Source organism: Antrihabitans auranticaus, assembly GCF_016481275.1.
GTDB lineage: Bacteria > Actinomycetota > Actinomycetes > Mycobacteriales > Mycobacteriaceae > Antrihabitans.
On record NZ_JAEMNW010000001.1, the window covers coordinates 1,109,178 to 1,132,173 of the forward strand.

Below are 22,996 nucleotides of genomic sequence, written 5' to 3' on the forward strand. Positions count from 1 at the left end.
GGTGTATCAGAGACACTCGAAGGGCGACTGATGGACGCGTATCCACGAATCGTGATCGGCGCAGACGGCTCCCCCGAAACCTCGCTCGCGGTCGAAATGGGCGCGGTTCTCGGGTTGCGTCTGAAGGTTCCGGTCACCGTGGTCACGGTGTGGGACGGATTCACCAACGTCCCCGACCCGCAGAGCCTGGAATGGGCGCGCGGCATTTCCGCGGCCGCGGCTGCTGTCGTGCGTGAGGTCGGCGTCGCGGACGTCACGACTCACGAGCCGACCGGGTCCGCCGCAGACGTGCTGATCGATTACGTCGACGACCAACCGGAGTCACTCCTTGTGATCGGCGGCTCCAGTCTCAGCAGCCCGAAAGACCGTGTTGTCGGGAGCGTCGCCAACCGCCTTTCCCATCACAGTCCGGCCGACGTCTTCTTCGCGACGAAGCGGCTTCCCGCGAGCTGGGGCGCAGTCGGTCTCACGACAGACGGCTCGTCGACGTCGCGCCTCGCTGTCCGACGCGGGCTGAAACTTGCACTCGCGGTCGGCGCAGCACCGCACCTGGTCACAGTTGCCAAGGACCGCGAGGAGGGCAGCAGGCTGATGTCCGCCGCGATCGGCGAACTCGATCTCGACGAGCCCGGGCTGCAACTCGAGCAAGACGTCCTGATCGGTCTGCTGGCCGCAAAGACCCTGGTCGACAACAGCGCCGACTACGACCTTCTGGTCATCGGCAACCGCGGCATGAGCGGGCCGTCACGACTGCTGGGATCCGTCGCGAACAAGGTCACGCACGGACTCGAAACAAATCTGCTCCTGGTGAATACAACCCGCGACTGATTCGCGTGCTTGTGCGGCGGCACCTAGTGTGACGCGCGCCTCATTCTGTGGTCGATGGCGTGCCGCGAACGTCGAATAGCTGCCGATAACCGCTGTTCGAAGCCTTGCGCCGCAACGATTGTGGCAGCGGTCACAGACCCCCGGAGTACTGAGAGGGCGGTCTCTTTCCCCTTCCATCCGGACTCTGGAACCTCGAGACTCGGTTCTACAAGGTACGAACTTCCGCGCAAACCCCGCCGGCCATTCACCTGAAATCCTGACAAAGGAGAGACCATGTCTTCGCTTCCGATTCTGATCGTCGCGTACTTCTTCAGTGCGGTCGAGCTTGCGTGGAGCTACGCCTGGCTGGTCCTGCCGCTGTCCGTCGCAGCCTGGTTGCTGCTCTTCGTCCCCAGCGAAAAGTGGGCGTCGATCCGATCCTCGATCGCTAACGCGTTCGGCCCGCGCACCGCGCGGGTAACCCTCGACAAGCGTGTGGCCGCTTTCAGCCGATAATCGGCCCTTGGCGTCCAAACGCAGCGGCACCCCCGACAACGGCGTCGGGGGTGCATTTTTTTTGCCTTCGGAATACTGAATTCCGTTGCTCATGTGCGCGCGCTCACAAACGTGGGGACCATTGTGAATGCCGACGCTTTCCCTTCCAATCGGGAACTCCCAAGATCGACAATAGGTTGTAGAAGATATTGAACATGACGCCAAAGCCGACGCTGTTCATCTATTTTTGACAACTCGGGGAGGCACCAAATGGCTGGAATTCCGATCGTGATAGTCGCGTACTTCTTCGGCGGCGTTTCCTGGGCATGGAGCCACGCTTGGCTCGTGGTTCCCGCGCTGGTGGTCGCCTGGCTCTTGCTGTTCGTGCCGAGCAGTACCTGGGCTCGGATTCGATCGACACTGGTTGCACCACTGCGACGTTCGCCGCGCGTGGAGGCGCCGGCGGTTTCGCTGCACAAACGTGACGGGCGCGAACTGATCCACAGCCGCTGACTCAGAAAATTCCGAACGCACCCCCGGGCAAATAGCCTGGGGGTGCTTTTTTGTGGGCTCGAGAAAGTGGCGCGTCAAGCTAGGCTCCGATCGCGCTGCGATCACAATTTCGCGCCGGATGTCTCCTGCGCCACACAATTCGGCATAATTCACGGCGATCGTATATTTCGATATCCCATTCGGAGGGCGCATGGTCACGAGCACGCCCGCACGGCGGGTCCTGCTGGCCATCGCCGCCGCGCTTGCCGCACTGCTCGTCGCGTTCGTCGGCGTGGCCCTGCTCGCAGTCCCGATCAAAGGGACGAGCATGGAACCGACGCTGCACGAAGGCGATCGAGTCGTGGTCAATCCCTTCGACAGATCGCCCGACGTTCGTCGTTTCTCCATCGTCATCGGTCGCTTCAGTCGCAACGGTGCCGAGGTCGTCAAACGGGTGATCGGCCTGCCGGGCGACCGTGTCCGGATCGAGAAGATCGGCGTACGGCCAGGCATCGTGTCGGTCCAGCCAGGTGGCACCGGACCCTGGCAAGTCGTCGACAACCCCGCTTGGCACGACCGCTGGGGTCAGTCCGCGTCCAATTGTTGTACTGACGCCGGCAAGCTGACAAATGTCGCGACTCCGCAGGTAGTTCCCCCAGGCATGGTGTTTCTGCTCGGCGACAACTTCGCCTCGTCGGATGATTCCCGCGCGCACGGGTTCGCGCCTCTCGAGCTGATCCGAGCGACCACTTCGTGGCGCATCTATCCGCTCGGCGCGATAGGCCGCCTCTCGGACGACGTCACTCTGACCCCGGTTCCGTGAATTCGTCGATCGATATCCGTATCGGCCCGAAACAATTATCCCGGCATTTGCCGCGACCGCGCGTCACAGTTATCGGTTCCGCGGGTCTTCGCGAATTCTCCGCACCGCAAACATGCAGCAAGCGAATATCCTCGCAGCGATTTCCGACGGAGGTATTTACCCGCCCGCAGTTTCGCGACCCGCCCCGCGCCACGACCGAACTCGTTCATCGTGGCCCGCCGGGACTTGCTGCGGTGCTAGTTTGACCTTGGCCGACAGCAGCAACTGGTCTTGACACCCCGGCACGCCGCCGGTCAACCTCTGCGGATACCGTGTGCCGGAGCCAGAGGGCTTGTCGTTTGCCGTCTGGTTAGGAGGTGCCGTGCTTCACCAATACAACACGCTCCTGATGGAGCTCATCACGGTGCCGCTGTTCACGGGCGTGATCGGGTACATCACGAACTGGACCGGCGTGCTGATGTTGTTCAAGCCCTTGGAGTTCCACGGCTTCCGACTTCCCGGCCTGCGACTGCTCTTTCCGCTGCTTCCCAAGCGCATCCAGGTACTGCCGCTGTTCCGCTCGGACGGCCGCCTCGGCTGGCAGGGCATCGTGCCTTCGCGCGCAGACAAAATGGCGAGCCTCGCAGTCGACAAAGGCCTCGCAAAGCTCGGCAGCGTGTCGGATTTCTACCAGACGATGGAACCCGACAAAATTGCAGCGCATTTCACCAAGGTGGCGGAAAGCCAGATTCGCGAAATTGTCGAGAAGATCATCGAACGCGAGAATCCTAATCTCTGGCGCAATCTGCCGACTCCGATCAAAGAAGCGGTGCACGCGCGCGTCAAGCAACAACTGCCGGAAATCGTCGAAGAATTGGCCGCCAATATTGGCGACAATATCGACGAGCTGATCGACGTCAAACTGATGGTTATCAAACACCTCAGCTCGAACCCGCAATTGCTCAACGATCTCTTCATGGTCATCGGCCGCAAAGAGCTCACCTTCATGCAGAACTTCGGCTTCTACTTCGGCGTTCCCATGGGCTTCGTGCTGGTTGCGTTTCTCGAGTTCGTGGCGCGCGAGTGGTACGTACTGCCCGTCGGCGGCATCATCATCGGTTGGGTCGTCAACTACATCGGCATCTCGATGATCTTCGAACCCGTGTTCCCGAAGTGGTATTGCCCATGGCGCCAAGGACTTCTGCTCAAACGGCAGCCCGAAATCACAGTGCACTACGCCCGCATGGTTGCCGAAAACGTCATGACCCTCGAGAACATCGGCAACGAGCTGATTCACGGACCGAGTGGTGATCGCACCTTCGCCATCCTCGAACGCACTCTCCGCCCCGCCACCGACAAGGCGTTGGGGCCGGCGCGACTCGCGGTGAAAGTAGCGGTCGGAACGAAAGAGTACGACCGCATACGGGACTCGATGGCGCCGGAGGTCTCCGCTCTGGCGCCCTTCATCTACGAGGATGCGGACTTCGGCAGCGAACAGGCCGAGAAGATTAACGACTTCATCGCCCGGCAGATGGCCGCGATGGGACCGGACGACTTCGTTCAACTACTTCGGTCCGCCATCAAACAAGACGAGTGGCTGCTATTCGTCCACGGCGGTGTCCTGGGCGCGTTTGCGGGCCTCCTGCATTTAGCAATTTTCGGCGTCTGACCCCGACAAGAATTTCTGAACCGCGCCACCGCGCCATCGCTCGGTGGTAGCGTCGTGCGCGTCGTGCTGGCGCTGATCTCACCGACTCGCGACGCACTGACCAGGCGAAACAATTCGAATGCCCTCTTTGCGTTGCAGGCGGACCGGAAGGAAGAATTTATGGAGTCTTACGCGCGCGTCATCGCCGGGACGGACGGATCGCCAGACGCAAGTGCGGCGGTACGCCTTGGCGGACGCATCGCAGGCAAGCTAGGTGTTCCGTTCGAGGTAATCGTCGCTTACGACGGCGACAACGGGCGCGACCGCAGTTGGGCAGAAGCGACTGCCGCGGCGGCCGAAACATTGGCCAAGACGTCCGGCGCCACCGAAACCTCGGCTAAAGCCGTCGCGGGCGAGGCCGACGAGATTCTGCTCGCTGCCGCGGAAGTCCAGCCGGAAGCCCTGATCTCGGTCGGATCCGCAGGTCTCTCGAAGGGTGCGAGCCGAATCTTCGGCAGCACGTCGAACAAGCTTGCGCACCACAGCCTTGCGGACGTCCTGTTCGTTCGCGATCCACTGCCGACCGCCTGGAACTTCGTCGCGCTCGCAACCGACGGCTCCGATACTTCTGTCAAAGCCGCCCAGCGCGGACTTATCCTCGCCCGCGCATTGGACTCCCGTCCGCGCCTGATCACCTCGGCAAAGAATCAAGAGGAAGGCAACAAAATCCTCGCCGACGTATCCACCAAGATCAGCGCGAACATCGGCGTCGATATCGAGCAGGAGGTGCTCGAAGATTCCGGTGCCGGCGGTGCGCTCATCAGCAAAGCGTGGAAGTTCGAGATCGTCGTTATCGGCAACCGCGGAATGAGTGGGGCGTCCCGGCTGCTCGGGTCGGTTGCCAACAAGGTCACCCACGGCATCGAGACAAACTTGTTGCTGGTGAACACAACCCGGGGCTGACGGCTCTCGATTCACCGAGCGCACACGCGCCCCGCACTGTTGGTTCCGCTGGGCGCGTGAACTCGGATCATGTTGCGGGCCAACGCATTCGAGCTCGCAACCGCAGCCCAGGCGCGCCGGGCCGCACGGTTGGATAAATCCCTACAAACCAGGTCGTGCATCCATGTTTATGGGTCATTTCCAGGACGGCACGGCGGGCTACAGGCCAAGATAGGGTGCACCACCGCTAACAGACACCAGCTTCATGCGCAACGCTAAGGGAGCGACGCTTTGTCCCACCTCACGAGCCTTCTAGCCGAGGGCGGAATACCGACGAACATCCTGCAAATTCCGTGGGGCGACATCATGGAATCGGTCGGCCTGCCACAGGACAAGTTTCTGCTCGAGCTGATCACGATTCCGATTTTCAGTGCGATTGCCGGCCTGCTGACCAACTGGACCGGCGTGCTCATGCTGTTCGCGCCCGCACGATTCACCGGCTTTTACACACCGGGTGTCAAAACCCTTTTCAACTTCCTGCCGCGAAAAGTGCAGGTGCTACCGATCTTTGCGCCCGGCGGAATTCTCGGTTTCCAGGGTTTCATTCCGGCTCGTGCGGAGAAGATGGCAGCGATCGTCGTCGATAAAGCGGTCTACAAGATCGCAACGATCAACGACATCTTCCAGGAAATGGATCCGGACGCGATCGCCGAACATGTCGCTGAGTTCGCCAAGGAGGACATTCGCGGCATGACGGCGCAGATCATGGAGCGAGATCATGCCGAGTTGTGGGCAAGCCTCACCCCCCAGGTCCGCGAGGTGGTGTTCCAGCGTGTCGAAGCCGAACTACCCGGAATCGTCAAGACTGCGTTCAAGAAGGTCGGAGACAACGTCGACCAACTCGTCGATATCAAGTTGCTCGCCGTCGGCTATCTTCGAGCGAACCCCGACGTCCTGAAGGACCTGATCTACGGCGTCGCCCGTCCCGAACTGAAGTTCATGGTCAAGATCGGCTTGCTCGGCTTCCCGTTCGGTGCGGTCCTGGCAGTGTGGCTGCACTTCTACCACCACATTCCGCTGATCGGCGCCATTCCCGGTTGGCTGATGGTGCTGACCGGCGCCGCCCTCATCGGCATCGTCGTCAACATCTTCGCAATCCGCATCGTGTTCACGCCCGGTGAGCCCCAGCCGCGGTACAAGTACCTGTGGAAGCAGGCGCTGCTCGCGAAGCGGCAGCCCTCGGCTGCAGCCGATCTGGGCCATGCCTTTGCCTACCAGGTGCTCACATTGCCTTTGATCGCCAACGAGATCCTCAACGGACCGCGCGGCGACAAGACACGCGGCCTGCTCGACAACATCGTCAGCACCGAGGTCGACCGGATCCTCGGACCCCTCAAGCAGGTCGTCCGCGTTGCAGTCGGCGGCGGTGAGTTCGACGCGATCCGGATGGACACGGCCGGCGCGGCGCTCGAGTTCGCACCGCAGTTCCTCGAGGACGAAGAGTTCGCAAAGGTTCAAGCCGCGAAGATCGACAAATTCGCCACGGAAAAGCTGCGCGCGCTTCCGCCTGGCGAGTTCATGGAGATGATCTATTCCGCGATCGAGCAAGACGCCTGGCTTCTCTACCTGCACGGCGGCCTGCTCGGAATCGTCGTCGGTGCCGTTCACATTCTGATTTTTGGAGCCTGAGATGACCCACGCCGCACCTGAAAACCCGGACACCGAGTCGGGCGAAGCTGCCCCCGCAGATCCCGATAAGCAGTTGAACGAAGCTGCTGCCGCCGCCGCGGGCAACTCCAGCCTCCTCAGCGACATCGCGAAAGCCGGTGTCGATGCAGGTAAAGACCCCAACGACGCGGCGGGTTTGGCCAAACTCGCGGGCAAGTCGTTCATGCGCGCGATGGGCGCCCTCACGAAGGGCGGGATCGACACCGCCAGCGAAATCGCGCACGACGTTTCTGCGGGTGAGTCGATCACCGGCATCGTCGACCAGCGCGTCGAGCAGGTGCGGTCTGCCGCGTGGAGCGTACTGGGACTCGAAGGCGGCGGAAAGGGTGTTCCGAAGCTGAAGGGCGCATCGTTCCGTGACCTGAAGGCGCACGGCGACGCACTGCTCGACAGTTCATGGAACATCGCCAATCAGCCCCGCGAAGAGCATCCGGCGTTTGCTCAGATCCTCACCGCGTTGACGCCGGACGAAGCGCGCATCCTGCGCTTTCTCGCGGTGTCGGGTCCGCAGCCCGCGATCGACGTCCGGACCAAGACGCCGTTCGGCGTCGGTTCGGAGCGTCTCGCCGGTGGCATCAACATGATCGCGGACATGGCAGGCTGCGCGTGGCCGGACCGGGATCAGCACTACCTCGCCAACTTGAACCGCCTCGGCCTGGTCCGCTTCTCCGAAGAGCCGGTCGAAGATTTCCGGCGGTACTCGTTGCTCTCGGCCCACCCGAACGCGATGGCGGCGGCGGACAAGGCCAAGAAGGTCATCGAGGTGTACCGCAGCATCTACCTGTCGCTGTTCGGCCACCAGTTCTGCGAAGCGTGCTTCACGATCGAGGGCTACGACGCCGGCGGCTGGAGCACATACGACCCGGGTGACAAGTACATCGGTAAGGGTCCGCGCGTGTACAAGAAGAAGGAAGCTCACTAAGTCCGACGAGGACCTGGCAAATGCGTCCCCAGACCGCCCGGCTGGGGGCGCATTGCTGCCTGTACACGCACGCCGGATATGTCCAAGTTGATACGCTCGAACCCGATACAAACGGCGGCAGAAGGGTGCATCCGTGGTTGTAGATACGCGCCCAGCACGCCCGATAATGGGTCGGCTCACCGAGGTCATTCGGATCTCGCGGCCCAGCGTGTGGATAACGTCGCTGCTGCCTTTCTGCCTCGGTTACGTTCTGGCGACCCACCGCTTCGTGCCCGCATCGTGCACTCCCCTGACGGGTTCGTGCCTGAGTGACATCCGGCCGCTGCTCACCGGAATTCTCATCATGGGTCCGCTCATGTGGCTGGCCATCCTGGCGATAAACGATGCCCACGACCTCGCGGGTGACCTCAACAATCCACGAAAGATCGACAAGCCCCTCACCACCGGGCGTATCTCGGCAGAGAAGATCAAAATTGTCGCCTACGTCGCCGCCGTGATCGCGCTCGTCGCGTCGTCGACAATCGGATTCGCCATTGCCGCACTGACTTTCGCATTTCTTGCGCTCGGCTGGATGTACAGCGTGCCACCGTTGCGGCTGAAGACGCGGCCGGGCTGGGACGTTGCGACGAACGCCGTTGCCGTCGGCGGCCTCGCACTTGTCGCGGGCTGGACGGTCGCCGAGCCGATCTCCGACTTTCCTTGGATCATGTCGGTTCTCGGTTTGCTCGTAGGCAGTGCCCTCTATCTGCCGACCACGCTGGCCGACTACCAAGCCGACGTGGAAGCCGGTTACACGACGGTCGGGGTGCGACTCGGACGGCGCAGGGCGCACTACATCGGCTTGGCAACGTTGACGGTCGCCTGCGCAATAACGATCGTGCTGGCTGCTCGCGGCTACGTTTTTCCCCAGCGCATGTTGTGGCTACAGATCGTCGCGGCGCCGATTCTGATCGGTGCCTATCACTTCCTACTGGTCAACGCACGACAGCCCGCGGCGGTAGTCCGCGGGGCCGTCGTGGTGACCCTGCTGTTCAGCGCCCTCAACGTAGCGTTCACGGCGATGTACGTCGGCTGGATCTAGCTCTCGGCGTCAGCGCGACGTTGCCGAGACCGGCGCGGCCCCGCCGTGCGATGCCCCGGTCATGAGCATGACGATCTCGGCCTTGTCCGCTTCCGACGGCTGACCCCATCCGACGTCGTAGCCGTAGACATCACGCAGCGGTGTCCGCGATTCGCAGCCGTTGAGAATGTCGAGATCGTCCGCGGTGATGAGACCCGGATGCGGAACTCCGCACGCCTCGCTGACCTTGAGGAGGTCGCGACGCAGGGTCTTGACGTAGTTCGCGGCGCGCTGCGACTTCAATGTGGGATCGAGACCCCTTGTCAGCCAAGCGTTCTGGGTCGTGATCCCGGTCGGGCAGGCATCGGTATGGCATTTCTGTGCCTGGATGCACCCGATAGACAGCATGATCTCGCGGCCCACGTTGACCATGTCCGCACCGAGCGCGAACGCCACGACCGCGTTGTCGGGCAGCCCGAGCTTGCCGGACCCGATAAACGTGACCTTGTCGGTGATCCCCGCCGTGGCGAACCGCCGGTAGACCTCGGTGAAGCCGACCCTGAAGGGGTAGGCAACCGATTCGCTGAAGATGAGTGGCGCCGCACCGGTTCCGCCTTCACCACCGTCGACCGTGATGAAGTCGACGCCGCGATCGGAGATCGCCATCTTCGCGACGAGGTCGTCCCAGAAGTCCATGTTGCCGACCGCGGACTTGATGCCGACCGGCAAACCGGTTTCCGCCGCAATGAATTCAACCCAGTCGAGCATGCTGTCGACGTCGTGAAATTCTGCGTGCCGCGACGGGCTGGCGCAGTCCACGCCTTCCGGAATGCCGCGGATACCGGCAATCTCCGCGCTGACTTTGGCGCCCGGCAACATTCCGCCCAGCCCCGGTTTCGCACCTTGACTGAGCTTGATTTCGATTGCCTTCACCGGTCCGGACTCGACGACGTCCTTCAGCTTCGCAATATCGAAGCGGCCCTTGTCATCTCGGCACCCGAAGTACGCGGTTCCGATCTGGAGGATGAGGTCGCCACCATTGCGGTGGTACGGCGAAAGCCCGCCCTCACCGGTGTTGTGCATCGACCCGGCGATCGCCGCGCCACGGTTGATGGCCTCGATCGCCTTCGACGACATCGAGCCGAAACTCATCGCCGAAATGTTCACGATCGAACGCGGCCGAAATGCCTTCGCGCGACCACGCGGGCCACCCATCACCTTCGCCGAAGGGATGGCATCCTCTTCACCCGAATGCTGGCCGGCGGCGGGGCTGATGTCGGCGAATGTCCGGTGTTTGATGATGGGGTAACCCTGGGTGTACTCCATGTTGTTGTCGGTGCCGAAGCCGTAGTAGTTGTTCTGCAGCTTCGACGACGCATAAATCCACCGGCGCTGATTTCGGCTGAACGGGCGTTCTTCGTCATTGCTCGTGACGATGTACTGCCGAAGTTCTGGACCGATTTCCTCGAGGAAATAGCGCAGGTGGCCGAGTACTGGATAGTTCCGCAAGAGTGCGTGCGGCTTCTGGACGAGATCGTAGGCGGCGAGGGCAGCGACACCTACAACAGGAACGGCGGGCAGGGCATAGCTCCACTTCATCGGCACAGTTAATACCAAGCACACGCCCGTACGCGGCGGTTTCGCGACGATGTCCGAAACCGCAACCGACCTTTCGCGCGAATTGGCCGTCACGTCGAAAGATTGTCAAAGGCGCCACTGCGACGGCGCCGCACGCCTAGGCTCGAAATCAGACATTCGGCAGGGGAACACGAATCTGTTCCACTCGAAGAGGAACGGCGACAATGAACAACGACCTGATGAAAGCACTGACCGATCTGCAGTCGTACGCGATGCCGCTGGTAGACAAGTTCCAGCCGGCGCTCAAGGGGGCGCAGGAAACAGAGCTGGATCCGACGGGCTGCAGCGGTTGCCCGCTGTGCACGCTCGCGCGTGAGCGCGGCGCAGACGACGAACTCGTGAAGCGTTTCGCGACCGCCGGCATCGCCTTGCTGCGCATGTTCAATCAGATCCCCGAAGACGCTGCAGGCAAGCACACCGACACCTCGGCCAACGGCAGCGCGACGCCGTAGCTAACTGCCTATTCGTGGTCCTCGGCCAGCTCGAGCCACCGCTCCTCTGCTTGCGCCTTGTCTGCAGTCACCTGCTTCAGTTCGGTGCCCAACGCCACCAGCCGGTCGGGTTGCGTTGCGGCGTCAGCGAGTGCCGCGTGCAACTCACGCTCACGGTCGTCCAACTTCGCGACCTGTCGTTCGAGTTTGGCCAGTTCTTTGCGCGCAGCGCGGTGAGCCGCAGCGTCGGTGGGCGCGGTCGCGCTGGTATTCGCCGCGGTAGCCGTCATGGACGGTGCGAGGGCAGCACGCCGTCGCAGGTATTCGTCGATGCCGCCGGGCAAGTTGGTCAGCTTCCCGTCGCCGAACAGGGCCCACGTCGAATCACAGACTCGCTCGATGAGGTACCTGTCGTGACTGATCACGACCATCGTGCCCGCCCAGCCGTCGAGCAGGTCCTCGAGCTGCTGCAGGGTGTCGATGTCGAGGTCGTTCGTCGGCTCGTCGAGCAGCAGAACGTTGGGCTCGGCCATGAGAATTCGCGTCAACTGCAACCGACGACGCTCGCCACCCGAGAGGTCAGCGACCGGCGTTCGCTGCCGTGCGGGCGTGAACCCCAACCTTTCCGCCAACTGACCGGCAGAAATCTCCTTGTCGCCGAGCATCATTCGCTCGGCCACATCCTGAACCGCCTCCAGGACACGCATTCCCAGCGGCAGATCGTCCAATTCTTGTCGGAGCCAACCGATCTTGACGGTCTTGCCCTGCTTGCGTGAACCCGCCGCAAGTTCGATGTCACCCGCGAGAGCACGCAACAGCGTCGTCTTGCCCGACCCGTTGACACCGACCAGACCGACCCGCTCCCCCGGCGCCAAACGCCACGTCAGGTCGCGGACCAACTCGCGGCCGTCAGGGGACTGCAAGTGTGTGTCTTCGAGTTCGACCACGACGCGCCCCAACCGGCTGCGCGCGAAAGACGCAAGCGCCACGCTGTTCCGCGGCGGGGGAACGTCGGCGATCAGAGTTTCGGCGGCTTCGATTCGGTAGCGCGGCTTCGATGTTCGGGCCGGCGGACCTCGGCGCAACCACGCGAGTTCTTTGCGGGCCAGGTTGCGGCGGCGTGCTTCGGCGGCGTCGGCCTGGCGGTCACGCTCGGCGCGCGCGAAAATCCAGTCGCCGTACCCACCCACGTAGCTTTCGACCTTGCCGCCGACGACCTCCCACGTGCGGGTCGCGACCGTATCGAGGAACCAGCGATCGTGGGTCACGACGACGAGGGCGCTGCGGCGCGCGAGCAGATGTTCGGCGAGCCACTGCACGCCTTCGACGTCGAGATGGTTGGTCGGCTCGTCCAGCACCAGGAGGTCGAGGTCCTGCACCAGTGCGGCAGCGAGGGCCACCCGACGCCGTTCGCCACCCGACAGGTTGTCGACCGGCGTGTCGAGACCGTCGCCGCCGAGGGTGGAAAGGCCTATGCCCGACAAGATGTTTCGGATCCGCGAATCGCCGGCCCATTCGTGTTCCTCGCCGCCGAGCGGGTGCAGGACCACGTTGGCGACGGTCGATCCGGGCGGCAGCACGCCGCGCTGGGTGACAACGGCCATCCGCAGCCCACCGACCCGGCTCACACGTCCGGAATCCGGTTCCTCGAGCCCGGTCAGCACCTCGAGCAGGGTCGTCTTGCCGCCTCCGTTGAGCCCGACGACGCCGATGCGTTCGCCCTCGTGGACGCCGGTCGACACGGCGTCGAGCAGCGGCGCGACACCGAAGGACTTGGAAACTTGTTCGAGATTGATCAGATTGGGCACGTGCTGGTTCCCGTCATGGTTTCTTTACCGCGTCGACGTCGACCACGCGCGCCCCGTGAAACGGACCGGTGGCGACGCGAACGCTACGGCATACCCCGGCGCCGGCAAGTTCGGCACTGATGGCGATGGCCGCGTCGGCGCCGGCGCACAGGAACGCACACGTGGGCCCGGATCCCGACACGATTCCCGCCAGCGCACCTGCGTTCACACCTGCACGCAGGGTCCGGCGCAGTTCCGGTTTCAACGACAACGCCGCGGCTTGCAGGTCGTTTCCGAGCAGCGGCGCCAACTGGTGCGGATCGCCCGCGGCCAGCGACTGCAGCAACTGCTGGGCGTCCCCCACCCGCGGCGGTTGGCCTGCGCCACGCAGCCGGTCGAGTTCGCGGTAGACATCCGGTGTCTTCAGTCCACCCTTGGCCAACGCGAGAACCCAGTGAAACGTGTTGCGAGACAACACCGGTAGGAGCTTCTCGCCACGTCCCGTGCCGATGGCCGTGCCGCCGTGCAGCGAGAACGGCACATCGCTGCCGAGCTCGAGCGCGAGTTCGAACAGCTCCGCGCGGGTGAGGTCGAGATGCCAGAGCGCATTGAGCGCGAGCAGCGTCGCCGCCGCGTCCGCGCTACCGCCGGCCATTCCACCGGCCACCGGGATGCCCTTGTCGATGGCGATCTCCACGTTGGGCTCGCGTCCGACTTTGTGCGCGAGCCGCGTCGCCGCCTTCCAGACGAGATTCCGGCGATCGGTCGGGACATCGCGGGCACCTTCGCCACGAACCCGGATCGTGAGCGTTTTCGCCGGTACGACCTCGACCTCGTCCGCGAGCGACAACGCCTGAAAGACGGTGGTCAGCTCGTGGTAGCCATCGGGACGCACGTCACCTACGGCAAGGTGCAGGTTGACCTTGGAGGGTGCGCGGACCGTAACCGGGCGCGGAACGACGGATAACACAGGTGCAAGAGTAGTGCCCGGCAGGTCGGTCGCTGAACGCTACCGACCAGCCGGGCACTCTCTACGGGTCGCTAAGTTACGTCCCTCAGTTACGTCGCAGCATCCGAACGCCTACCGACAGGCCGATCACAGCCACTGTCACCGCTGCGACCGAACCTGCGAGCAGTTGAGATGCCGCGAAGTTACCCGCGAACAGTGCCCGTTCGGTGTCGACCACGTGGCGCAGGGGGTTGACCGTGACCAGTGCGCGCATCCACCCCGGCGCGTTGTCCAGCGGCAGCATCGTGCCCGACAGGATCAACATCGGGAACATCAGAGTCTGCTGCACAGTCCAGAAGACCCAGTCCTGATCTCGAACCGCGAGCGCCAATGCGTACGACAGGGCGCCGAGACCGACCCCGAACACCCCTAGAATCGCGATGCCGATTGCCGCACCGAGTGGGTTCAGGTCCAAGCCGAGCGGAAGGGCGACGAGCAGAATCAGCACGGCCTGTGCGGCGAGCGGAATCATTTCTTTGCACGCACGGCCGATGAGCAACGACGAACGATGCAGCGGGGTCACCAGCATTCGTTCATGGGATCCGTCATGCATTTCCTGCAGCAGGTTCGAGCCCGTCATCGAGGTGCCGAAGATCGCAATCATGGCAAGAACGCCTGGGACGAACCAGTTCCACACCTTGTCACCCATGCCCGGAATGCCGTCGAGCAGCGGACCGAACAGGGCCAGCAGGATCAGCGGCTGGGTCAAGCTGAAGATGATGGTGAAGGGATCGCGCGCGGCTGGCCGCAGTTCGCGAGTCATGACGATGGCGCTGTCTTTCACGATTGTGCTCATGATGGTGTGGTTTCCCTTCGAATTATCGAGCGACGGTGTGGGTTTCACGGAGGCTGCGCCCGGTCAGACCGAGGAAGACGTCGTCGAGGGTCGGCCTGCTGAGTTCGACCGCGACAGCGCGCGCGCCGACGGCCTCGCTCTCGCGGAGCAACTCGGGAATGACCGTGTCGCCGTTGCGACTCCTGATCTGCAGTCGATTGCCTGTGACGGTGACGTCGCGGACCGTCGAGATCCGTTCTGCGACAGCGGCGGCGCGGGCCGCAGCGCTCGCGTCCGACATCGAGACGACGACCAGGTCGGAGGCGAGTTCGTCTTTCAGCGCCGTCGCGGTGTCGTCGGCGATCACGACGCCTTTGTCGATCACGACGACTCGTTCCGCCATCGAATCGGCTTCTTCGAGATAGTGCGTCGTCAGGACGATGGTTGCGCCGGTCTCGGTCCGCAGGCGAAGGATGTGCTCCCACAGATTCGCCCGGCTCTGCGGATCCATACCTGTAGTCGGTTCGTCCAGGAAGATCAGCGGCGGCCGGTGAACCAGGCCGAGTGCGATGTCGAGTCGGCGGCGCTGCCCGCCCGACAGGGTGCTCACGGTGCGACCCGCGAACTCGCTGAGGTCGAGAGCGTCGATCAGCTCGGCGGCGCGCTCGCGCGACTCCTTCTTCGCCATCCCGTAGCAGAGCCCCTGCGTAAAGAGCTCGTCCCGAACGCGCTGGTTGTTGCCCGCGCCGCTCCCCTGCCCGACGTAACCGATGCTGCGCCGGACCGCGTCCCGATCGTCGACAATGCTGTGACCCGCGATTTGCGCCGTTCCCGACGTCGGCGTCAGCAATGTTGTCAGCATGCGCAGCGTCGTCGATTTGCCCGCGCCGTTCGGTCCCAGCAGCGCGACGAGTTCGCCCTCGCGCACGTCGATGTCGATACCGCGGACGGCCTCGACGATGGACTTGCCCCGCGTGAACGTCTTGGTGAGACCTCGAGTTCGAATCATCATTTCTCCCCTTCTCGTTGATTGGCTCGAAAACCAAGGTAGAAGGGATTTAGGACAACTTCGGTCCTCGATCGATGGCATTCTTTGGCTATGTGGGAAACATCAGCGCGACTGCTCCGCTTGCTGTCGCTCCTTCAGACACGTCGCGAATGGTCTGGCGCCGAACTCGCCGAGAAGTTGGACGTCACCTCGCGGACCGTGCGTCGTGACGTCGATCGGCTACGCGACCTCGGCTATCCCGTCAACGCGTCGGTCGGCGTCGGCGGCGGCTATCAACTCGGCGCCGGCGCAGAAATGCCGCCACTGCTGCTGGACGACGAAGAAGTACTCGCGGTGGCCTTCGGTTTGCAATCCGGTGCGACCGGACCCGTCGTCGGAATCGGCGAAGCGTCCCTGCGCGCTCTGACCAAGCTGCGCCAGGTCATGCCGTCACGTTTGCGCCACCGGCTCGACAGTTTGCAGGTCGACGTGGTCGCCAGGCCGCAAGCACGGTCGGCAGTCGAAGCCGGCGTGCTGTCCGCGATCGCGGCTGTCTGCCACAACCGCGAACGACTGCGCTTCGACTACAAGACCCACGGTGGCGAGGAGAGCCGCCGCGAGGTCGAGCCCTATCGACTCGTTCGCGCCGGAATGCGGTGGTATCTCGTCGCGTGGGACCTCTCGCGCGAAGACTGGCGTTCGTTCCGCGTCGACCGGATGACGCCGAAGATCCCGACCGGTCCACGATTCACCGCACGTGAGCTACCGCCCGGCGGCGCCGCGGAATTCGTTGCGGGCGGGATCAATCGGGCGACGTCTCAGGCGCGCGCGAGAGTTCACCTGCAGGCACCGATCGAGCAGATTGCGCACATGGTGCACCCGGACTGGGGCAGCGTGGAAGGTGGTGACGACGGAACGTGTGTCGTTGTGCTGAGTTCCAACTCGCTCGGGTCGGTGGCATGGTGGCTGGCGAAATTCGATGTCGACTTCACCGTGCTCGATCCGCCCGAACTGCGAGACGAATGTCGGGCGATGGCCGAGCACCACGCGCGCCTGCACGCGCGATATTCGTCTGCGTAGTTTCTAGCAGTACTTCCGGGTTATGGACAGCCGGACGCCACTGCGCGGGAGCATGACCGGTCCCCGCCGCACTGGCGTATCGGGATTCGGATCCGCCGCCGCGAACTCCGCGCGGGTGAGGAGAACTCGAAGAACCGTCCGCAGTTCCGTCTGGGCGAAAGCAGCGCCGAGGCACCGCTTCGCGCCGCCGCCGAAAGGTATCCACGCGAACGTGTTCGGCGAGCTGTGCAGGAAGCGTTCAGGCCGGAACCGATGCGGGTCGGGGTAGGTGGCGGCGCGGTGGTTGACGCCGCGGATGTAGGCGACAATCCACGTATCGGCCGGGAGTAGCCATTCACCGAGCCGAAACGGTTGTGCCGTGACGCGCGCGGTTCCGACCACAACCGGCCGCATTCGAAGAGTCTCCGCAATTACCGCGTCGCAGTACTCGGTGTCGCCCGTGGTTGCGTCGACGGTCAATCGGTCGGCAAGTTGCCTGTCGTGGACGAGATGATCGAAGATCCACGCCAGCGTGGTTGCCGTCGTTTCATGACCGGCGAGGAGCAGGGTGATCAGGTCGTCTCGAAGCTCCTGATCCGAAAGCCGTTGTCCATCTGCTGTTTCGGAGCCCATCAGCAACGCCAAGATATCGCGCCGATCGGATTCAGGCTGGCTGCGGCGACGATCGATGAGCGCCTGGAGTACATCGTGGACCTCCACGGTCGCCTTGTTGAGTCCGCGCCAGTAGCGGACGGTTCCAGCTCGGCGAGTCAGGTAGCGGAGGACGATCTGTTCACTCACGCCGTAGGCGAGCAGTCGCTCGAGCCGGGGAGCGACCGCGGCGAGTTCAGCGGAGTCGTCGATGCCGAAGACGACTCGCATGATGATTTCCAGAGTCAGCTCGCGAGCGGCTTCCAACATAGAGAACGGCTGTCCGACAGGCCACCGCGCGACCGCGCGTTCGGCGACGTCGACGATCGTGTCCTGGTAGCTCTGCAACGCGCTGCCGTTGAAGCCAGGTGTCAGCATTTTGCGGCGCCGCAGGTGTTCGGGCTCCTCTTGCACGAACATCGAGCCGGAACCGTAGATCACAGCCGAAGGCGACACACCTTTGCCGCCGAGCAGGACGTCGGGCTTGGCTGTGAAGATCTGTTTGATCAGGTCCGGGTCACTGACGACGACCGCTCTGAGGTTGGAGCCGGGAGCGCACACGGTGAAGGTATCGCCGTAGCGCTCGATCAGTTCGTCACCGACGACCTCTCCGCGACGCAGATAGTCGACGAGGTAGCGGCTCACCGAGTACAGATCGCGAATGCCGCGGGCGCCCGGTCCGGGCGGTAGCCGATAGCCAGAGTCGTTGTGCTGGTTGGAATGTACTGCAATTTCTACCATCTCGGCTCCTCAGTCTCGCCCGGCGAAGCGGACGATGAAGTCGAGAACGACAGTCCGGTAGGCGCGGCGAACGCCATCGTCGCCCGGATGTTTGACAAGGGTCAGCAGTGCGGACATACCGAGACCCAATGTGGCGCGCGCCGCCGAAGCGACGTCGAGGTCCGGACGGAAGTAACCGCGTTCGATCCCGGTCCCGTAGTAATCGACGACCATCGCCTCGAGAGTGTCCGTGACTGCCAGCAACATCGAGCCGATCTGCGGATCGACCGACGGCGCCTGGACAAGCAGCAATTGGACAGTGTCCGTCTCGTGGTCCAGCAGCGCGAACACCTGGTCGAGGATGTCGCCGGCCCGGTCCCGGTATTCGGCGAGCGAACCGATTGCGGCCGGTGCGTTGAGCCCGGCGAAGGGAGCGATCATCCGCTCGATCTTCGATTCCAGAATCGCTTCCAGCACTTGCCGTTTGCTGTCGAAGTAACGGTAAAAAGTGCCTTGCCCCGCACCCAGGCGGCTGACGATGTCGGCGATCCGGGTGTCGTGGTAACCCTTCTCGGCGAAAACCTCCGCTGCCGCGGCGACCAACTGCGCGCGGGTCTCTGCCTTCCGGCGTTCTGCCAGGGTCGCTGGCTGCGCTGCTTTGTTCACAGCGCCAGACTTGCACGGGACGGACTGGTCCGTCAACTACGGACTCGAAAGTCCGCCGGACGACGGGGTTGCCGTCGGTACCCCTTGGGGGTATGGTTCAGCGTGCACGGCAGATACCCCAACGCGGTATCCCCATCCACGCACGAGGAGGAGTTTCGACATGTCGACGTCTCGATACACCGTCACGGGAATGACCTGCGGCCATTGTGTTGCGTCGGTCCGCGAGGAGGTCGGCAACATCGACGGCGTTACCACGGTCGACGTCGACCTGGCTTCGGGCCGTTTGACCTTCGAAAGCTCTGCGCCGATCGCCGAAGCCGACGTGCTCGCAGCGGTCGACGAAGCCGGCTACGTGGCGGTGCCGGCCTGATGCGCACACCCGTGAAGCTAGCTCTCTTCGCTGTGGGACTGCTGGTGCTCTTCGGTGTCGGACTTGGCATCGGAAAGCTCAGCGACGGACCGACAGAGAAGGCATCCGCTCACTCGCACGACGAGACCGCGGCTATGGAACACGCGACGCCCGCCGGTCTGCAGGTCTCGCAGAACGGATACACGCTCGGCCCCGTTGCAGCACCGGCCGTAGCCGGACGGCCCGGCACATTGAACTACACGATCCTCGATGGCACTGGTTCTGCGACAACAGGTTTCGATACGCTACACGAGAAGCAGCTGCACTTGATCGTCGTCCGTTCGGACACGATGGAATACCGCCACGTTCATCCGACGATGGCCGCCGATGGCACCTGGTCGATCGACTGGACGTGGCCGACCGGGGGAACCTACCGCGTCTTCACCGACTTCGATCCGGCGGGCGATGCCGAACAGGTGACACTGAGCCGCACCGTCGAAGTCGCGGGTTCCTATGACCCGCAACCCCTGCCCGCACCGACGCGCACAGCCGAAATCGACGGCTACACAGTTCGATTGACCGGGGATCTCACGACCGCAGGTGAAATGCTCGAGTTCACTGTCGAACGTGACGGCCGACCGGTCACCGATCTGGAACCGTACCTGGGCGCGAACGGCCATCTCGTCGCTCTTCGCGTCGGCGATCTCGCCTACCTGCATGCGCACCCGGAAGAGGCTGAAGGCGATGCGATCACCTTCCATGTGCAGGCGCCGACTGCGGGACAGTATCGGCTCTATCTGGACTTCAAGCACGAAGGTGTCGTCCGCACAGCAGAGTTCACAGTCGATGCCGGGAACGTTCAGGCCGCGACCAACGGTCACTCAGGAGGTCACGGGTGAGCACGAATACCGTTGAACTCGCAATCACGGGAATGACCTGCGCATCGTGCGCAGCCCGGATCGAGAAGAAGCTGAACAAGCTCGACGGCGTCAGCGCAACGGTCAACTACGCCACGGAGAAGGCGAAAGTAAGCTATCCGCAGTCGATTTCGACCGATATCCTCGTGGAGCAGGTTGCGAGCGCGGGGTATTCTGCCGCACTGCCCGCAGCTGAAAAGGCTCCTCTCGAAGACGCCGACCCGGAGCTGACGTCGCTACGAACGCGGTTGCTCGTCAGCGTGGCACTTACGGTTCCTGTAATTGCGATGGCTATGGTTCCTGCGCTGCAGTTTTCGAACTGGCAGTGGTTGTCGCTCACATTGGCCGCTCCTGTGGTCGCCTGGGGTGGGCTCCCGTTCCACCGCGCCTCCTGGACGAACCTGCGTCACGGTGCGGCGACGATGGACACCCTGATTTCGCTCGGCTCGATTGCCGCTTTCACCTGGTCGGTGTATGCGCTGTTCTTCGGCGCGGCAGGCGAATCCGGCATGAAACACCCGTTCACCTTCGCCGTCGACCGCGGTGACGCGACGTCGAACATCTACCTCGAGGTCGCCGCGGGCGTCATCGTGTTCATCCTCGCGGGCAGGTACTTCGAGACGCGAGCCAAACGCCGCGCCGGCTCCGCTCTGCGTGCCCTGCTCGAACTGGGTGCGAAGGAAGTCACCGTCCTGCGGTCGGGCATCGAAACGTTGATTCCAGCAAGCGAACTGAGCGTCGGCGAGTTGTTCAAGGTCCGGCCGGGCGAGAAGGTGGCCACCGACGGCGTCGTCACCGATGGTCGCTCGACGATCGACATGAGCATGCTCACCGGCGAATCCGTTCCCGTGGACGTCGGCATCGGTGCCGACGTCGTGGGTGCGACGATCAACGTCGGCGGTGCACTCACTGTGCGCGCCACAAAGATCGGGGCCGATACGGCGCTCGCGCAGATGGCGGCGCTGGTCGAAGACGCGCAGAACGGCAAGGCGCCGGTCCAGCGGCTCGCGGACCGGATTGCGGGGGTATTCGTCCCCGTCGTCATCGGGATTGCTGCGCTGGCACTGGGCTATTGGATCGGGACCGGGAACCCAGTCGAGTTCGCATTCGGAGCCGCGGTTGCGGTGCTGATCATCGCGTGCCCCTGCGCGCTCGGACTAGCCACTCCCACAGCACTTCTGGTCGGCACCGGGCGTGGTGCGCAGCTCGGCATTCTGATCAAGGGCCCGGAAATTCTGGAGTCCAGCCGTCGAATCGACACCGTCGTACTCGACAAGACCGGGACCGTCACAAGCGGCCGGATGACCCTCGTCGAGACGATTCCGGTCACCGGTGAGTCGGTCGAGAACCTGCTTGCCTTGGCCGCGGCGGTCGAAGGCGAGTCGGAGCATCCGATCGGGCGGGCGATAGTCGAGGGAGCCGGGGCTGAACGTGCGACCGCAGTCAAGGATTTCGTCAACCACGGCGGTCGGGGCGTCGAAGGAACCGTCGATGGCACGCGGGTGCTCGCAGGACGGGCAGCGTTTCTGCGCGAGAGCGGCTTGACCGTCGACGACATCGAGACGCCGCTCGCCGACGCAGAGAACCGCGGCGGCACAGCAATCGTCGTCGGCTGGGACGGTCGCGCCCGCGGCGTGCTTGTCGTTGCGGACGTCGTCAAACCGGCCAGTGCCGAAGCGATTTCGGCGCTCCGCGACCTCGGGCTCGAGCCGGTGTTGCTGACGGGCGACAACGCAACGATCGCACGTTCGGTCGCTGCGGAGGTCGGCATCGAGACGGTGATCGCGGAGGTCCTGCCCGCCGACAAAGTCGACGCGGTCAAGCGGTTGCAGGACGAGGGCCACGTCGTCGCGATGGTCGGTGACGGCGTCAACGACGCCGCAGCACTGGCACAGGCCGATCTCGGGCTCGCGATGGGCACCGGCACGGATGTTGCGATCGCGGCGAGCGACATCACCCTGGTTCGCGGCGACCTCCGCTCGGTCGCCGACGCGATCCGGCTGTCGCGCCGCACCCTGCGCACCATCAAGGGAAACCTGGTCTGGGCGTTCGGCTACAACGTCGCCGCGATCCCGCTTGCCGCGGCAGGCCTGCTGAACCCGATGCTCGCCGGTGCTGCGATGGCGCTGTCGAGTGTGTTCGTCGTGACGAACAGCCTGCGCCTGCGGGGCTTCGCCCCCGTGCGCGGTTAGCGAGTCGCTGGACACTCTCCAACCGCGCACAGGGTCAGGTTGCTGCGAGCCGCACGAACGCCGCCGTATCGAGAGTCTCGCCACGTGCGGACGGTGAAATCCCCGCGGCAACCAGCCTCCGTTCGGCCTCGGCCGGTGAACCGGCCCAACCAGCCAGCGCGGCCCTCAGCGTCTTGCGGCGCTGCGCAAAGGCGGCATCGACAACTGCGAAGACCCGCTTGCGGTGTTCGGTGTCCATCGGCCAGGGCGGTTCGGCGTACCGGTCGATCCGAACCAGTCCCGACTCGACCTGCGGGACCGGCCAGAAGACCTGCCGACCGACCGAGCCGGCGCGGCGCACCGTTCCGAAGAATCCGGCCTTGACGCTCGGTACTCCGTAGATCCGGCCACCCGGCGGCGCGGCCAGGCGTTCGGCGACCTCGGCTTGCACCATTACGAGCGACGTCCGAATGGACGGTAACTCGGCGAGCAGATGCAGCAGAACGGGCACGGCGACGTTGTACGGAAGGTTCGCGACGAGCGCGGTCGGGACGGCGGGCAGATCGCTCGCACGCACCTGCAGTGCGTCGGCACCCACGACGCTCAGCCGGTCCGCCAAGCCAGGTGCTCGGTCGGCAACCGTTGCGGGCAGCCGACCCGCCAGGACCGGATCGATTTCGACCGCCACAACCCGGTCGACGACGTCGAGCAGCGCCAGCGTGAGCGATCCGAGCCCGGGCCCGACCTCGAGTGCAACGTCGTCGGAATCCACTCCGGCGACCGCGACGATGCGGCGCACGGTGTTCGCGTCGTGGACGAAATTCTGGCCGAGTTGCTTCGTCGGCCGTACAGACAGATCCGCGGCGAGGGCGCGCACCTCGACTGGCCCGAGGAGCGCGGCCTCGCCGCGGGGGGTACTACGAACGTCCGTCACCCCAG

22 protein-coding genes are annotated in these 22,996 nt (G+C 63.8%); 14 read left to right on the plus strand and 8 right to left on the minus strand.

Annotated elements, in window-relative coordinates; genetic code table 11:
- The first annotated feature begins 30 nt into the window (after window positions 1-30).
- The 9 genes from JGU72_RS05075 to JGU72_RS05115 all read left to right on the plus strand — a co-directional run bounded on the left by JGU72_RS05075 (window position 31) and on the right by JGU72_RS05115 (window position 8,917).
- On the plus strand, window positions 31-828 hold the full coding sequence (locus JGU72_RS05075; RefSeq protein ID WP_199682615.1) for a universal stress protein: 798 nt from the start codon (window positions 31-33) through the stop codon (window positions 826-828).
- Window positions 829-1,101: 273 nt separating this feature from the next.
- A complete protein-coding gene (locus tag JGU72_RS05080; protein ID WP_199682616.1) occupies window positions 1,102-1,323 on the plus strand; it encodes a hypothetical protein in 222 nt (73 codons plus the stop codon).
- 249 nt (window positions 1,324-1,572) lie between these two features.
- Window positions 1,573-1,815 (plus strand): hypothetical protein, encoded by a 243-nt coding sequence (locus tag JGU72_RS05085; RefSeq protein WP_199682617.1) that lies wholly within the window; start codon window positions 1,573-1,575, stop codon window positions 1,813-1,815.
- A gap of 190 nt (window positions 1,816-2,005) precedes the next feature.
- Window positions 2,006-2,617: a signal peptidase I gene (gene lepB / locus JGU72_RS05090; protein WP_199682618.1), complete on the plus strand. Its 612-nt coding sequence runs from the start codon at window positions 2,006-2,008 to the stop codon at window positions 2,615-2,617.
- Between the two features lie 361 nt (window positions 2,618-2,978).
- Window positions 2,979-4,265, plus strand: coding sequence for a DUF445 domain-containing protein (locus tag JGU72_RS05095; RefSeq protein ID WP_307828296.1), 1,287 nt, complete (start codon window positions 2,979-2,981; stop codon window positions 4,263-4,265).
- A gap of 54 nt (window positions 4,266-4,319) precedes the next feature.
- Complete coding sequence (locus tag JGU72_RS05100; RefSeq protein WP_199682619.1) at window positions 4,320-5,207, plus strand: universal stress protein; 888 nt, start codon at window positions 4,320-4,322, stop codon at window positions 5,205-5,207.
- 270 nt (window positions 5,208-5,477) lie between these two features.
- Entirely contained in the window at window positions 5,478-6,875 is a 1,398-nt protein-coding gene (locus tag JGU72_RS05105) for a DUF445 domain-containing protein (RefSeq protein WP_307828297.1), read from the plus strand.
- 1 nt (window position 6,876) lies between these two features.
- Entirely contained in the window at window positions 6,877-7,836 is a 960-nt protein-coding gene (locus JGU72_RS05110; RefSeq protein WP_233531114.1) for an Abi-alpha family protein, read from the plus strand.
- A gap of 133 nt (window positions 7,837-7,969) precedes the next feature.
- Window positions 7,970-8,917 carry a UbiA family prenyltransferase gene (locus JGU72_RS05115; protein WP_199682620.1) on the plus strand — a complete coding sequence of 316 codons (948 nt, stop codon included), beginning with the start codon at window positions 7,970-7,972 and terminating at the stop codon, window positions 8,915-8,917.
- 9 nt (window positions 8,918-8,926) lie between these two features.
- Here the strand turns inward: JGU72_RS05115 and JGU72_RS05120 are convergent, their stop codons facing one another.
- Complete coding sequence (locus JGU72_RS05120; RefSeq protein WP_199683218.1) at window positions 8,927-10,495, minus strand: FMN-binding glutamate synthase family protein; 1,569 nt, start codon at window positions 10,493-10,495, stop codon at window positions 8,927-8,929.
- A gap of 203 nt (window positions 10,496-10,698) precedes the next feature.
- Between JGU72_RS05120 and JGU72_RS05125 the strand changes: the two genes are divergently transcribed.
- Complete coding sequence (locus JGU72_RS05125; RefSeq protein ID WP_199682621.1) at window positions 10,699-10,986, plus strand: hypothetical protein; 288 nt, start codon at window positions 10,699-10,701, stop codon at window positions 10,984-10,986.
- 8 nt (window positions 10,987-10,994) lie between these two features.
- Here JGU72_RS05125 and JGU72_RS05130 read toward each other — a convergent pair whose 3' ends face one another.
- From JGU72_RS05130 to JGU72_RS05145, 4 genes are all read right to left on the minus strand, one after another.
- On the minus strand, window positions 10,995-12,773 hold the full coding sequence (locus JGU72_RS05130; protein ID WP_199682622.1) for an ABC-F family ATP-binding cassette domain-containing protein: 1,779 nt from the start codon (window positions 12,771-12,773) through the stop codon (window positions 10,995-10,997).
- A gap of 13 nt (window positions 12,774-12,786) precedes the next feature.
- Entirely contained in the window at window positions 12,787-13,722 is a 936-nt protein-coding gene (locus JGU72_RS05135; RefSeq protein WP_199682623.1) for a 4-(cytidine 5'-diphospho)-2-C-methyl-D-erythritol kinase, read from the minus strand.
- A gap of 85 nt (window positions 13,723-13,807) precedes the next feature.
- Window positions 13,808-14,557, minus strand: coding sequence for an ABC transporter permease (locus tag JGU72_RS05140; protein ID WP_199682624.1), 750 nt, complete (start codon window positions 14,555-14,557; stop codon window positions 13,808-13,810).
- Between the two features lie 22 nt (window positions 14,558-14,579).
- Window positions 14,580-15,545 carry an ATP-binding cassette domain-containing protein gene (locus JGU72_RS05145; protein ID WP_199682625.1) on the minus strand — a complete coding sequence of 322 codons (966 nt, stop codon included), beginning with the start codon at window positions 15,543-15,545 and terminating at the stop codon, window positions 14,580-14,582.
- A gap of 90 nt (window positions 15,546-15,635) precedes the next feature.
- Between JGU72_RS05145 and JGU72_RS05150 the strand changes: the two genes are divergently transcribed.
- Window positions 15,636-16,604: a helix-turn-helix transcriptional regulator gene (locus JGU72_RS05150; protein ID WP_199682626.1), complete on the plus strand. Its 969-nt coding sequence runs from the start codon at window positions 15,636-15,638 to the stop codon at window positions 16,602-16,604.
- Between the two features lie 3 nt (window positions 16,605-16,607).
- Here JGU72_RS05150 and JGU72_RS05155 read toward each other — a convergent pair whose 3' ends face one another.
- On the minus strand, window positions 16,608-17,975 hold the full coding sequence (locus JGU72_RS05155; RefSeq protein WP_199682627.1) for a cytochrome P450: 1,368 nt from the start codon (window positions 17,973-17,975) through the stop codon (window positions 16,608-16,610).
- 9 nt (window positions 17,976-17,984) lie between these two features.
- Window positions 17,985-18,620 carry a TetR/AcrR family transcriptional regulator gene (locus JGU72_RS05160; protein WP_199682628.1) on the minus strand — a complete coding sequence of 212 codons (636 nt, stop codon included), beginning with the start codon at window positions 18,618-18,620 and terminating at the stop codon, window positions 17,985-17,987.
- 160 nt (window positions 18,621-18,780) lie between these two features.
- Here JGU72_RS05160 and JGU72_RS05165 point away from each other — a divergent pair, with 160 nt between their 5' ends.
- From JGU72_RS05165 to JGU72_RS05175, 3 genes are read left to right on the plus strand one after another with little or no spacing between them, the layout of a single operon-like run.
- On the plus strand, window positions 18,781-18,990 hold the full coding sequence (locus JGU72_RS05165; protein ID WP_199682629.1) for a heavy-metal-associated domain-containing protein: 210 nt from the start codon (window positions 18,781-18,783) through the stop codon (window positions 18,988-18,990).
- On the plus strand, window positions 18,990-19,868 hold the full coding sequence (locus JGU72_RS05170) for a hypothetical protein (RefSeq protein ID WP_199682630.1): 879 nt from the start codon (window positions 18,990-18,992) through the stop codon (window positions 19,866-19,868). Before JGU72_RS05165 ends, JGU72_RS05170 begins: the two co-directional genes overlap by 1 nt.
- Window positions 19,865-22,078 carry a heavy metal translocating P-type ATPase gene (locus JGU72_RS05175; RefSeq protein WP_307828298.1) on the plus strand — a complete coding sequence of 738 codons (2,214 nt, stop codon included), beginning with the start codon at window positions 19,865-19,867 and terminating at the stop codon, window positions 22,076-22,078. The genes JGU72_RS05170 and JGU72_RS05175 overlap by 4 nt, the downstream gene beginning before the upstream one ends.
- Window positions 22,079-22,112: 34 nt before the next feature.
- On the opposite strand, the gene rsmA is transcribed toward JGU72_RS05175, so the two are convergent.
- Window positions 22,113-22,991, minus strand: coding sequence for a 16S rRNA (adenine(1518)-N(6)/adenine(1519)-N(6))-dimethyltransferase RsmA (rsmA, locus tag JGU72_RS05180; protein WP_199682631.1), 879 nt, complete (start codon window positions 22,989-22,991; stop codon window positions 22,113-22,115).
- Between the last annotated feature and the right edge of the window lie 5 nt (window positions 22,992-22,996).

Coding starts and splice junctions, on each gene's coding strand:
- JGU72_RS05075 (WP_199682615.1), top strand. CDS start 31: ATGGACGCGTATCCACGAATCGTGATCGGCGCAGACGGCTCCCCCGAA.
- JGU72_RS05080 (WP_199682616.1), top strand. CDS start 1,102: ATGTCTTCGCTTCCGATTCTGATCGTCGCGTACTTCTTCAGTGCGGTC.
- JGU72_RS05085 (WP_199682617.1), top strand. CDS start 1,573: ATGGCTGGAATTCCGATCGTGATAGTCGCGTACTTCTTCGGCGGCGTT.
- lepB (WP_199682618.1), top strand. CDS start 2,006: ATGGTCACGAGCACGCCCGCACGGCGGGTCCTGCTGGCCATCGCCGCC.
- JGU72_RS05110 (WP_233531114.1), top strand. CDS start 6,877: ATGACCCACGCCGCACCTGAAAACCCGGACACCGAGTCGGGCGAAGCT.
- JGU72_RS05120 (WP_199683218.1), bottom strand. CDS start 10,495: ATGAAGTGGAGCTATGCCCTGCCCGCCGTTCCTGTTGTAGGTGTCGCT.
- JGU72_RS05125 (WP_199682621.1), top strand. CDS start 10,699: ATGAACAACGACCTGATGAAAGCACTGACCGATCTGCAGTCGTACGCG.
- JGU72_RS05140 (WP_199682624.1), bottom strand. CDS start 14,557: ATGAGCACAATCGTGAAAGACAGCGCCATCGTCATGACTCGCGAACTG.
- JGU72_RS05145 (WP_199682625.1), bottom strand. CDS start 15,545: ATGATTCGAACTCGAGGTCTCACCAAGACGTTCACGCGGGGCAAGTCC.
- JGU72_RS05150 (WP_199682626.1), top strand. CDS start 15,636: ATGTGGGAAACATCAGCGCGACTGCTCCGCTTGCTGTCGCTCCTTCAG.
- JGU72_RS05155 (WP_199682627.1), bottom strand. CDS start 17,975: ATGGTAGAAATTGCAGTACATTCCAACCAGCACAACGACTCTGGCTAT.
- JGU72_RS05165 (WP_199682629.1), top strand. CDS start 18,781: ATGTCGACGTCTCGATACACCGTCACGGGAATGACCTGCGGCCATTGT.
- JGU72_RS05170 (WP_199682630.1), top strand. CDS start 18,990: ATGCGCACACCCGTGAAGCTAGCTCTCTTCGCTGTGGGACTGCTGGTG.